Annotated in this window: 12 protein-coding genes and 1 pseudogene; 9 read left to right on the top strand and 4 right to left on the bottom strand. The window is 47.5% G+C overall.

The window, feature by feature from the left end:
- Nucleotides 1-103 precede the first annotated feature (103 nt).
- From L693_RS0117875 to L693_RS0117865, 3 genes are read right to left on the bottom strand one after another with little or no spacing between them, the layout of a single operon-like run.
- Nucleotides 104-418, bottom strand: coding sequence for a DMT family transporter (locus tag L693_RS0117875; protein WP_025718760.1), 315 nt, complete (start codon nt 416-418; stop codon nt 104-106).
- The gene (locus L693_RS0117870; protein WP_025718759.1) at nt 418-759 is read right to left on the bottom strand and encodes a DMT family transporter; all 342 of its coding nucleotides are present in this window, start codon (nt 757-759) and stop codon (nt 418-420) included. Before L693_RS0117870 ends, L693_RS0117875 begins: the two co-directional genes overlap by 1 nt.
- A gap of 25 nt (nt 760-784) precedes the next feature.
- Nucleotides 785-1,378 (bottom strand): TetR/AcrR family transcriptional regulator, encoded by a 594-nt coding sequence (locus L693_RS0117865; protein ID WP_025718757.1) that lies wholly within the window; start codon nt 1,376-1,378, stop codon nt 785-787.
- Between the two features lie 207 nt (nt 1,379-1,585).
- Between L693_RS0117865 and cls the strand changes: the two genes are divergently transcribed.
- Complete coding sequence (cls, locus tag L693_RS0117860; RefSeq protein ID WP_025718756.1) at nt 1,586-3,097, top strand: cardiolipin synthase; 1,512 nt, start codon at nt 1,586-1,588, stop codon at nt 3,095-3,097.
- Nucleotides 3,098-3,132: 35 nt separating this feature from the next.
- Here the strand turns inward: cls and L693_RS0117855 are convergent, their stop codons facing one another.
- Nucleotides 3,133-4,602 (bottom strand): phospholipase D family protein, encoded by a 1,470-nt coding sequence (locus L693_RS0117855; protein ID WP_025718755.1) that lies wholly within the window; start codon nt 4,600-4,602, stop codon nt 3,133-3,135.
- 228 nt (nt 4,603-4,830) lie between these two features.
- Here L693_RS0117855 and L693_RS0117850 point away from each other — a divergent pair, with 228 nt between their 5' ends.
- The 8 genes and pseudogenes from L693_RS0117850 to L693_RS28265 all read left to right on the top strand — a co-directional run.
- A complete protein-coding gene (locus L693_RS0117850) occupies nt 4,831-5,256 on the top strand; it encodes a DMT family transporter (protein WP_025718754.1) in 426 nt (141 codons plus the stop codon).
- A 58-nt stretch (nt 5,257-5,314) separates the two neighbouring features.
- Nucleotides 5,315-6,019, top strand: coding sequence for a Crp/Fnr family transcriptional regulator (locus L693_RS0117845; RefSeq protein ID WP_025718753.1), 705 nt, complete (start codon nt 5,315-5,317; stop codon nt 6,017-6,019).
- 31 nt (nt 6,020-6,050) lie between these two features.
- Complete coding sequence (locus L693_RS0117840) at nt 6,051-6,542, top strand: DMT family transporter (RefSeq protein ID WP_025718751.1); 492 nt, start codon at nt 6,051-6,053, stop codon at nt 6,540-6,542.
- A 249-nt stretch (nt 6,543-6,791) separates the two neighbouring features.
- Nucleotides 6,792-7,892 (top strand): type 2 isopentenyl-diphosphate Delta-isomerase, encoded by a 1,101-nt coding sequence (fni, locus tag L693_RS0117835; RefSeq protein WP_025718750.1) that lies wholly within the window; start codon nt 6,792-6,794, stop codon nt 7,890-7,892.
- The gene (locus L693_RS0117830; protein WP_049825209.1) at nt 7,889-8,380 is read left to right on the top strand and encodes a GNAT family N-acetyltransferase; all 492 of its coding nucleotides are present in this window, start codon (nt 7,889-7,891) and stop codon (nt 8,378-8,380) included. The genes fni and L693_RS0117830 overlap by 4 nt, the downstream gene beginning before the upstream one ends.
- A 132-nt stretch (nt 8,381-8,512) precedes the next feature.
- Complete coding sequence (gene ychF, locus L693_RS0117825; RefSeq protein ID WP_025718747.1) at nt 8,513-9,613, top strand: redox-regulated ATPase YchF; 1,101 nt, start codon at nt 8,513-8,515, stop codon at nt 9,611-9,613.
- Nucleotides 9,614-9,871: 258 nt separating this feature from the next.
- Nucleotides 9,872-10,939 carry a peptide chain release factor 1 gene (gene prfA / locus L693_RS0117820; RefSeq protein ID WP_025718745.1) on the top strand — a complete coding sequence of 356 codons (1,068 nt, stop codon included), beginning with the start codon at nt 9,872-9,874 and terminating at the stop codon, nt 10,937-10,939.
- A 3-nt stretch (nt 10,940-10,942) separates the two neighbouring features.
- Nucleotides 10,943-11,221 (top strand): annotated as a pseudogene (locus tag L693_RS28265) (protein-(glutamine-N5) methyltransferase, release factor-specific); the annotation flags it as partial.

Raw genomic sequence — 11,221 nt, 5'->3', positions numbered from 1 at the left:
CCTTCGATGCGGTGGACGGCATTCAAGCCGAAGCCTGCAACCGTGTAGATTTTGTCTACAGCCGCGTTAAGCGTTACGGTCGTAATCACAAAACATCACTCCTTTAGGAAATCAGCTTTAATCCCAGAGCTGCGGCAAGAATCATGGCGATGAACAGGACGCGTAGTACGCTTTTTTGCTCACCGTACAAAAACATGCCTACAATCGTGCTGCCTACCGTTCCGATACCTGTCCATACCGCATAAGAGGTTCCCATAGGTAGACTCTTCATTGCATAGCTGAGTAACGAGAAGCTGAGAACAAAGGATAAGACCATAAGCATTAAAGACTTCCATCCTTTTCCAACTGCAATTCCCTTCATACCGATGACTCCGAATACTTCCGAACATCCTGCCATAACCAATGCAAGCCAAGCCATTATGCGTCACTTCCTTCCTCAGAACCACGGTCAGTCACTAGTTTTAGGCCAATTACGCCTGCCAGCAAAAGTGCGATTAGCAGTGTTTTGGACCATTGAAACGGTTCCCCGAATATCAGCATTTCACTTACAACGGTGCCACCTGTACCCAGTCCGGTGAATACAGCATACACCGTACCAACAGGCAAACGGCTGGCTGCCTTTAAAATCAAGTAAAAGCTGGCTGCGATAGCCAGCACGGTTATAATCCAGGCGAGTACAGAATCAGCGTGCTTCAAGCCTGATACCCATACGACCTCAATCAGGCCCCCTACAAAAACATAAATCCAACTGCGGTTCATGATGAACGTTCTCCTCTCTGCTTCTTCATGCTTCATGAGGTGGAATTAACGTAATCCCACGCCAAAAAATAGGCCACGCAGCGTTCAGTCTCCGGTGGTAGTTGATGCTTCCACTGTACAGCAGCTCCACCATGATTCCGTCCACCAATGTCATGTAGGCTAAAGCCACATCCACTGGCTCCATATGTCCAAAGGGTTCCCGATCCCGCGCATTCCGGATGTGGCGAGTCAATTTTCGTTCCATTTTGTCCAGAAAAGGATTAACAATATCCAGAACCTCGTTATACAAAGACACAGGCGGAAAGAAGGAAAAGCGAATCATAAACTTGGCGGTGTTGTTGTTCTCATATTCCTGTCCCATCCAAAACAGGAAGTCATGCAGTGTATGCTCCAGCGGCTGATCTCTGCGTTCCGTAAAGTATTCGAAAATACGTAAGTTCTGCTCTTGAAAAGCGTATCTCGCCACCTGTAGAAACAGATCCTCCTTGCCTTGAAAATGCGCATATATAGACGGTTTTCGAATACCGACCTCACCGGCAATATTGCTCAAGGATGCTCCCTCATACCCAATGGTGGCAAAATGGAAAAGAGCAGCTTTTCGAATGTCTTCCATTCCCATTATTTTCACCTACCTAACGTTCGTTAGTTTATTCTTGCACAAAAAAAAATAAGTAGCAACCTCAAGGGACCAGTTTTGTGCGCTGCTTTCCTTCAGATTCATTTTTTATCATCATTTTTAATGAAAAAGTGGGAAGAAATAAGGGGCTCATGTACAATATAATGAAATATACCTGTCAAATGCAGTCCATTGGAAGTGAGGTTGGTTATGAGGCGAAGTTTGCTGGCCGTGTTGATCGCGGCTCTGGTGTTTATTATTTATTATTTTGGATTGTTTAATTACATCGGCACAAATGAAGGGACCGTCATCAGTATCTTTTCTACCCTGACGGTTATCTCCATTAGTCTGATTATTTTTTCGGAAAATCGTAATCCTTCCACCACGATGTCCTGGATTTTACTGCTGGCTTTGCTTCCAGTTGTTGGACTTCCTCTTTATTTTTTGTTTGGGCAAAATGTTTTCAAACGCCGCAAGTATGACAAAAAGGCATTGCGTGACCAACAGGCTTATGAACGGATTGAAAAGGATGCCATGCATGTCAAACGCGATCTGACCTGCTTTACAGATGAGCAGCAGCGACTGATGCGTTTGGCTCGCAGACTGGCCCGTTCCCCGATTTATTTTGCAACGGAAACTCAAATTCTGAACAATGGAGATGAGACCTTTTCTACTTTGCTGGAAGAGCTGCGTAAGGCGCAGCATCATATCCATATGGAATATTACATTTTCCGGTCGGATGATATCGGTACCAGCATTCAGAAAATTTTGATCGAAAAAGCCAAAGCAGGCGTCAAGGTCCGGTTTATGTACGATGCGGTGGGCAGCATTCAGCTGCCGAAGTCATTTTTGAAGGAGATGAGAGATGCAGGAGTCGAGGTCGTTGCATACGGCGGCGCACGGATTTTGTTCTTCTCCAGCCGGGTCAATTACCGCAATCACCGTAAAATCGTGGTCATTGACGGCAGTATTGGATTGATTGGCGGTCTGAATGTAGGGGATGAGTATCTTAGTCGCAATAAAGCCTATGGCTTTTGGCGTGACACGCACATGATTGTGAAGGGTGAGGCTGTGCGGACGCTGCAACTTATATTTTTACAGGACTGGCTTCATATGACGGGCGAATCGGTGTTGGATAAGGAATATCTGTCTCCCAATATTGAACCGATTACAGACGGGGGAGTGCAGATTATTGCCAGTGGCCCGGATAATGAGCGGAGAACGCTCAAAAATCTGTTTTTCTCCATGATCACGTCTGCCCGTAAGTCGGTTTGGCTCGCCACTCCTTATTTCATTCCGGACGAGGATATTCTGACTGCTCTGCGGATGGCTGCTTTATCTGGCCTGGATGTGCGTATTCTGTTTCCTGCGAAACCGGATAAATGGCTACCGTTTCTCGCGTCCCATTCGTACTTCCAATCATTGCTGGAGGTCGGGGTTAAGGTATATGAATATGAAAAAGGGTTTCTTCACTCCAAGCTGCTCATTATTGACGGAGAGGTTGCGACCATCGGAACAGCTAATATGGATATGCGCAGCTTCCATTTGAACTTTGAAGTAAACGCCCTGTTGATTCAAACGCACAGTGTACAACAGATGGTGAAAGATTACGAACGGGACTTGCAGTCAGCCAGTCTAATCGTGCGCGAGGAATTTATGAAAAAGCGTCTGTTCAAACGCTTGATGGAATCACTTGCGCGCTTGCTTTCACCACTCTTGTAGGGCGAGTCTCAAGCCGTTACAGGATGGCCCTATTTTTAAAATGTGGTAAAGCCCAAAATATCCTGCAGACGGTATAGGATATCCTTCCAAAACGTTGAGTGATCCTCGTAAGCTGCCAGATCCAGACTATATGCCGCCCCTTGATTATTCCATAGCTTATCAAAATAGGCCGTAACCTGCCGGGTCAGCTTGCTGTCCGCCGGAGCGGCCACCCACAATTCATTTTCCAAATTCAGATCATCCAAATTGCGCGGAGTCAAATTCGTAGAGCCAGCTAAAATAATATGATCCCCTTGTGCTTTGGCAATGTAAATCATTTTGGTATGGTATTGCTCGTGGGTCGTATTATACCAGCGAATTTGAATGGTTCCTTTCGACTTTTGGGACAGCTCCTGGGCTACCGGGCGATTGGGAATGCCTTTTTTTTCTTGGCCAAACGCATTTTGATTGGGGTCCAGCAGCAATTGAATGCTCACACCGCGTGCGGAGGCGTCCAGCAGGCTGTTCAACACCTTGCGGTCAGCCAAATAGAACATCCCCATATGAATGCTGTCCCCTTTCCTCGTCTGCCCAATACCATCCAAAACCGAGCTGTATACTTTGCCTTCGGTTAGATATTTGATCCGGTAGCTGTCTTGACCTGATGAAGTGGAGGCTTTCGTCTGTGGGTTATAGGCAGGAAGCTTACCGCCGCCCGAGAAGTCCAGCACCGCCTGCTCCGTCTGTAAAATGTCCCCGATGATGGGACCCTTCACCTCCAGCGCCACGTTGGAGTGATATGCACTGGCATCGTGAACGTTGCCTGTGGAAATGAGCGCTGTCTGTTCACTGGCAACCAATTTTCGGTGATTGGCCTTGACATTTAACAGCTTGAGATAGGAGCGTGCTGTAACGTCAGGTCCGTCACTGGCCATCAGGTTGGGAATCCAGCCTGTGCCCTGCTGTCCGAACCATTGGAAAAAGGTGCGCCACACCGCAGAATAAACGGGCGTGGAGTCCCGGAGCGGGTCTACATCGGTCAACACAACCTGAATTCCTGCTCGTTTCATATTCTCCAGCAAAGGATTGGGAGATGAATTGTAGTTGGTATTGACTTCATCCGTAATGAAAAAGATAGGCATATCCGGGTGAGCCTTCTTTTTGGCAATCAAAAGATCGGCCATTTGTGCGCTTACTTCGGGGAAGCGCTGGCCTTTATGTTTGTAATCGTTGAATAGAAACAGGTCGATGACAATAAATTGCTGGGCATTATCAATGATTTTGAACATACGGTTCAAAATCTGCCCTTCATGCTGCGTTGTGTTTCCGTCCTTGCTACGATAGGTCAAATCCGTCCAGAAGTTTATCTCGTTGGTTGAATATTCCCGAGATTCATAAGACACGAGAGGGGGCAACGGCTTGTGGGTCTGATAGATCATTATGGCAATCAGCCACAGGATAAGCAGCAGAATGCTGATTTTTACAATACGGCTTTTTTGGTCGGATTTTGTTTTCTGTTTATCCATGCAGCGGTCAACTCCTCCATTAAATCTTGCATTCCATTCCATCGTGTCAGAACATGCAAATTATGATTATGATTGAACACTGTCTAGTTATTAACGCAAGTCCACAGAATTGAAGCGGATGCGGGAACGAATTGAAATGAAATGATAAAGGACATATGTCCTTTATAGGAAGTCTGCCCTATAATTTAATATATAAAAACGTCATTTACACGGGGAGAATAACGATTGATGAAAGGAATTTTGTTTGCTTTTCTAGGAGGCGCGTGCATTACGCTGCAAGGGGTAGCGAATACACGAATTAGTCATGATATCGGTACATGGCAGGCAGCTACGGTTACTCAATTAACAGGCTTTATTTTGGCAGCCTTGGTCTGGATGGTCACACGGGACGGCCGTGTGGCTGAAATGAGACAGGTAAAGCCGATGTATCTTTGGGGCGGTGCGTTTGCAGCTATTATTATATTCAGTGAAGTTACGGCTATTCAACATATCGGGGTAACGTTCACGATTTCGGCTTTGTTGATTTCCCAGTTGTGTTTAACCTTCCTGGTAGATATCAGGGGATGGTTCGGTCTAATGAAGCAAAAGATGAAGCTGCCCCAATTTATAGGCATTGGGATGATGATTGCGGGTGTGATTATTTTGAAGCTCTAACTATTTACTTCATTCGTTGAATAAGTCCAGAACGTAGAAATTGAAGGTGAGCTTAGCAATGAGAGAAATTCAGGACCAAGAGCAACTGTATCATTTTTTGCAACTCCATCAATTGGAATCCATACTCTATGAGCCACTGCGTCCTCATTTATCGTTGCATCGTTTGGAACAAGGGGAAAAGCTCTGTATGCAGGGGGATACTATTGAGTATCTGTACATATTGGTGCAGGGTAAGGTCAAGATTTATACCAGCTCTACAGAAGGCAAGACACTGATTCTCTGCTTCAAAAAACCGATCGAGGTTATTGGAGATGTTGAATATATTCGCAGTAGTCAAGTCATCAACACGGTAGAGGCGGTGTCTCCCATCTATGTGATTGGTATCCACCATCAATGGATGCATAAATACGGAAGAGACTATGCTCCTTTACTGCAATTTTTACTGGATGTAGTCACACGAAAGTTTTGTCTGGACTCCGACTTCTCCAACTTTAATCTCATGTATCCTGTGGAGGTCAGACTGGCGAGCTACCTGCTATCCGTTTCTTTTGACGAATCCGATTCAGTCTTTCATGAAGAATTACGGGTATCCAGTCTGGTAGATGTAGCGAATCTGATTGGAACCAGCTACAGGCATCTTAATCGCGTCATACGCAAGATGATTGAGGATGGATGGGTTGAGCGGACAAAAGGCTACATTGTCATTCGGGACAAACAAGGTTTAAGTGAACTGGCAGGCCATAATATTTACGAATCATTATAAATCGAAGGATCACAAGGGGAGAGTTGAAATTATGGTATTAGGGATTATACTGGCGGTAATTGCGGGTGCTTTGGTCAGTCTGCAAACAATATTTAATAATAAAGTGAATGAACGAACGGGTTCATGGGCTACAACCACCTTGGTGCTGGGAACAGGCTTTCTGGCCTCCTTGCTCGGAAGTCTTATCTTTGAAGGAAAAAATACATTTACTTTGCAGCATATGCAGTTGTGGTACTGGTTCAGTGGAATGATTGGTGTCGGCGTTGTGTTCTGTCTGGTACAAGGCATGAAGCGGCTTGCTCCAACCTATGCGATTTCGGTTGTATTGACTGCACAATTAGGTACCGCTCTGTTGTGGGATTCGTTAGGCTGGCTGGGACTGGAAAAGATTCCGTTCACCTTTAACAAGCTGATCGGGGTGCTGGTTATTATCGGTGGTATTTTGGTGTTTAAGCTTGGCCAAGGGCATACAAAGGAACAACAAGAAAACATTGCGTCTGCACCTGACTCGCTGGAGGGATGAATTGAGGTGGACGCAAATAGATTAAGATAATAAAAGCAGCCTCTTCTTCAAAGGGGGCGGTTTTTACGATGTGCGATGTATATATTTTTCCATCCATGATACAATGAAGGTATCTTAAATTGCCGCTTTTAAAGACATTGATACAGGAAACGATAAACAGATCGGTAACCGTGTTCGGGAACGGTCTTATTTGTGCTTCTCGAACTCGAAACAAACTAAACAGAGCGACTTGGATGAGGTGAAACATAGATGAGCAATGCAGAACATAAAAAAGAATCACCTGACGGTTCCGGCAGAACGGGCTCTTTGTTGCCTGCTGCGCGGACAGGTGAACGGAAGATTGAGCACGTCCGCCTTTGTCTGCAAGAAGATGTGGCGGGGCAAGGCATCACCAGTGGGCTGGAGCGGTATGCCTTTAAACACAGCGCATTGCCTGAGCTGCATTTTGACGAGGTGCGTCTGGATGCTGCCTTTCTGGGGCGCACGGTGCGCACACCGCTGCTCATAAGCTCCATGACAGGCGGCAGCGCCGAGACGGGAGCGATCAATGAGCGATTGGCAGAGACAGCTGAGAAGCGTGGCTGGGCATTGGGAGTCGGCTCGGTACGGGCTGCGGTGGAAAGGGAGGAACTGGCTTCAACCTTTGCGGTTCGCCGTCTGGCACCCAGCATACCGATTTTGGCCAATCTGGGGGCAGTGCAGCTGAACTACGGATTTGGTGTGGACGATTGTCGGCGTGCCGTGGAAATTGCCGGAGCTGACATGTTGGTGCTGCATTTGAACGGATTGCAGGAGATTTTCCAACCCGAAGGGAATTTGGATTTTAGCGGCCTGCTTGGGCGTATTGAGGAGCTGTGCCGTCAGCTTTCAGTGCCTGTAGGAGTCAAGGAAGTAGGCTGGGGCATTGATGGCGAGACGGCTTCGAGACTGTATGATGCGGGGGCAGCTTTTATTGATGTCGCTGGCGCAGGCGGGACAAGCTGGAGCCAGGTGGAAAAATTCCGTAATCCCGATCCTGTACGCCGCGCGGCGGCGGAAGCGTTTGCGGATTGGGGCAATTCCACCGCAGATTGTATCGTAGAAGTCAGAGCTGCACAGCCCAATGTTGCTCTGATCGGCAGCGGTGGATTGAGAGACGGTGTCGATGCTGCAAAGGTACTTGCTTTAGGGGCTGATATGGCAGGCTTCGGGCGCTCCTTGCTTGGCTCGGCGGTCGCCTCCAGCGAAGCCCTTGAAGCCCGATTGGAGCAAGTGGAGCTGGAATTGCGTACAGTCATGTTTGGCATCGGAGTAGATAGGATTGATCGTCTTAAAGACACGACTCGACTAAGAAAGAAGGCGAACGGATGAGTGGATTTATCACATTGGTTCCGATGAACGCAGAGCAGTATGAACGCTTTGAGCAGCGCTCGCTCGCGGACTACGCGGAGGAGAAAATCCAGGCAGGTACGTGGACGGTAGAAGAAGCACCGGAGCGGGCAAAGGAAAGCTTCGCCAAATATTTGCCGCAAAGGCTGGATACACCCCATGCTCACCTGTACATGATTGAATATTCAGGAATTGCTGGTCAGAGCCCAGAGGAAGCGGGATATATTTGGTTCAATATTACAGATGGAACGCAAGGTAAAGAAGCTTTTCTGCTGGATGTTCTCGTTTACGATTCATATCAGGGACAGGGTCTGGGTACGTTGACGATGGAGGCATTGGAACAGGAAGCTCGCAAGCTGGGCGCGGTTCGCATCGGTCTGCACGTATTCGGGCATAATGAGCGAGCTTTGCATGTATACCGCAAGTCGGGCTATCGGGTTACGGATATCCAGATGAGCAAAGAAATCTAAGCAGGGATTCAGCAAAATCCTAAATCCACAGCCATATGCTTGCCGCATGTATAGGTTCTCCTATATAATGTGGGTTGGTAAACTAACAGATGGTATAACGCATATTTTATATAAACGGGAGTTGTTCTGATTATGGCTTTAAAAGCGGGGATCGTGGGTCTGCCGAACGTGGGCAAATCAACACTGTTTAACGCAATAACGCAGGCGGGGGCGGAATCCGCAAACTATCCATTTTGTACAATTGACCCTAACGTGGGGGTCGTTGAAGTACCGGACGAGCGGCTGGATAAGCTGACTGAGCTGGTAGTACCGAACAAAACGGTGCCAACGGCTTTTGAATTTGTTGATATTGCAGGGCTTGTACGTGGCGCCAGCAAGGGCGAGGGCCTGGGAAACAAGTTTCTGGCTCATATTCGTGAAGTGGATGCAATTGTACATGTGGTGCGTTGCTTTGAAGATGAGAACATTACCCATGTGGACGGCAAAATTGATCCGATCAGCGATATTCAGACCATTAATCTGGAACTGATTCTGGCGGATATCGAAAGCGTAGACAAGCGCATTGAGCGTTCGCGCAAAAACATGAAGGGCGGCAACAAGCAATACGTCCAAGAGGTTGAAGTGCTGGAACGGATCAAGGAATCGCTGTATGCTGACAAACCTGCGCGTAGCGTAGAATTGTCAGAAGACGAAAAGCTGATTGTACGCGATCTTCATTTGCTCACGATGAAGCCTGTACTGTACGCGGCTAATGTCAGTGAAGATGGTGTAACGGAAGCCGAGAGCAATCCATATGTGCAAAAGGTACGTGAATTTGCTGTTGCAGAAAATGCAGAAGTGGTACCGATCAGCGCCAAAGTAGAGTCTGAAATTGCCGAGCTGGAAGGCGAAGATAAGGCGATGTTCCTTGAGGAGCTGGGATTGACTGAATCCGGTCTGAACCGTCTAATCAAAGCAGCTTACCGCTTGTTGGGACTGTATACGTATTTCACAGCAGGTGTGCAGGAAGTACGCGCATGGACGATTCACAAAGGAACAAAAGCACCTGGCGCTGCGGGCGTAATCCACTCGGATTTTGAACGCGGATTTATTCGTGCCGAGGTTGTATCCTACGATGATTTGGTCGCTGCCGGCTCTATGAACGGGGCCAAGGAACGTGGTCAGCTTCGTTTGGAAGGCAAGGAATATGTGGTGCAAGACGGAGACGTTATGCATTTCCGTTTTAACGTTTAGCATGTATTTCAGTGTATAGCACCCATGTTGATAGATAAACATATTGGGTTAACGTATATGTGTTTTCTGCATGTGCTAATTACGTAGTCGCTGCCTGTTCAGGGCGGCGGCTTTTTATTTGATATGCGGAATTTTGCAAAATCCTAAATTAGCAAGTATTTTTTGTAGCTAATTAATCAATTAGTTGTTATAATAAAGAGCTGTAGCCAGTGAATTTGAAGCTGGTTTCATATTAATTTAACTGAAGAGGTGAATCGCTTGTTGGACCGATTGCAATCATTGGCGGACCGCTACGATAAACTGAGCGAACTGCTCTGCGATCCGGATGTGGCGAACGATAGCAAAAAACTTAGAGATTATTCCAAAGAACAGTCTGATTTACAGCCTGCTTATGAAGCATATACTGAATATAAAACTGTCGTTGAAGAGCTGGACGCAGCTAAAACCATGCAGGGCGAAAAGCTGGACGACGAGATGCGTGAAATGGTCAAAATGGAGATTGAAGAGCTGAGTGCCCGTAAGCGGGAGCTGGACGAAAAAATTCGTATTTTGCTGCTGCCGAAGGACCCGAACGATGATAAGAACGTTATTATCGAAATTCGTGGTGCAGCGGGCGGTGACGAAGCCGCACTGTTTGCAGCGGATTTGTACCGTATGTACACTCGTTATGCAGATACCCAAGGCTGGCGTGTAGAGCTGATGGATGCGAACATGAATGACCTTGGGGGCTTTAAAGAGGTTATTTTCATGATTAACGGACGTGGCGCGTACAGCAAAATGAAATTCGAAAGCGGCGCACACCGCGTACAGCGGATTCCGACGACCGAATCTGGTGGACGTATTCATACGTCTACTTCTACGGTATCCGTGATGCCTGAGGCCGAAGAAGTCGATATCGAAATCCTAGACAAGGATATCCGCGTGGATACATTCTGTTCCAGCGGTGCAGGCGGTCAGTCTGTCAATACAACGAAATCCGCAGTGCGTGTAACGCATATGCCAACAGGCATTATGGCAACCTGTCAGGACGGCAAATCCCAGAACTCCAACAAGGAGAAGGCGCTGCAAGTTTTGCGTGCACGCATTTCGGATATGATGCGTCAGGAAGAGGAAGCCAAATATGCAGGCGAGCGTAAGAGCAAAGTAGGTACTGGGGATCGCAGTGAGCGCATCCGTACCTACAACTTCCCGCAAAGCCGTGTAACAGATCACCGTATTGGCTTGACCGTGCACAAGCTGGATCAGGTGATGAACGGGGAGATTGAAGAAATCGTATCAGCACTCACGATTGCGGAGCAGGCTGATTTGATGGAACAAGGGGTTTAAGCTGTGGGACACGAACGTGATCTTGTATATCGAATGTCGCCGGAGAACAACATGAGTATCAGAGAAGCCTTAGTTGAGGCTTCTTCTTTTTTAGGAAGCTGTGGCGTGCTGGAGCCGCAGCATAATGCCCGCCTGTTGCTGGAGCTCGTGCTTGGGCTGGAAGGCACGGCGTTCTACGCTGCGCTGGCTGATCCGTTCCCTGCCTCATCCAAGGAGGCGTGGGAAGCGCTCATAAGCCGCAAAGCAGCGGGCGAACCGGCGCAGTATATTATCGGACGGCAG

It is taken from the genome of Paenibacillus sp. 1-18 (assembly GCF_000520755.1).
Taxonomy (GTDB): Bacteria; Bacillota; Bacilli; order Paenibacillales; family Paenibacillaceae; genus Paenibacillus; species Paenibacillus brasilensis.
This window is presented reverse-complemented; position numbering and strand designations above follow the sequence as displayed.

What these genes read in the sequence shown, in the direction of transcription:
- L693_RS0117850 (WP_025718754.1), top strand. Translation starts at nt 4,831, where the DNA reads ATGAAAGGAATTTTGTTTGCTTTTCTAGGAGGCGCGTGCATTACGCTG.
- L693_RS0117830 (WP_049825209.1), top strand. Translation starts at nt 7,889, where the DNA reads ATGAGTGGATTTATCACATTGGTTCCGATGAACGCAGAGCAGTATGAA.
- fni (WP_025718750.1), top strand. Translation starts at nt 6,792, where the DNA reads ATGAGCAATGCAGAACATAAAAAAGAATCACCTGACGGTTCCGGCAGA.
- L693_RS0117875 (WP_025718760.1), bottom strand. Translation starts at nt 418, where the DNA reads ATGGCTTGGCTTGCATTGGTTATGGCAGGATGTTCGGAAGTATTCGGA.
- L693_RS0117870 (WP_025718759.1), bottom strand. Translation starts at nt 759, where the DNA reads ATGAACCGCAGTTGGATTTATGTTTTTGTAGGGGGCCTGATTGAGGTC.
- ychF (WP_025718747.1), top strand. Translation starts at nt 8,513, where the DNA reads ATGGCTTTAAAAGCGGGGATCGTGGGTCTGCCGAACGTGGGCAAATCA.
- L693_RS0117845 (WP_025718753.1), top strand. Translation starts at nt 5,315, where the DNA reads ATGAGAGAAATTCAGGACCAAGAGCAACTGTATCATTTTTTGCAACTC.
- L693_RS0117840 (WP_025718751.1), top strand. Translation starts at nt 6,051, where the DNA reads ATGGTATTAGGGATTATACTGGCGGTAATTGCGGGTGCTTTGGTCAGT.
- cls (WP_025718756.1), top strand. Translation starts at nt 1,586, where the DNA reads ATGAGGCGAAGTTTGCTGGCCGTGTTGATCGCGGCTCTGGTGTTTATT.
- L693_RS0117855 (WP_025718755.1), bottom strand. Translation starts at nt 4,602, where the DNA reads ATGGATAAACAGAAAACAAAATCCGACCAAAAAAGCCGTATTGTAAAA.
- L693_RS0117865 (WP_025718757.1), bottom strand. Translation starts at nt 1,378, where the DNA reads ATGGGAATGGAAGACATTCGAAAAGCTGCTCTTTTCCATTTTGCCACC.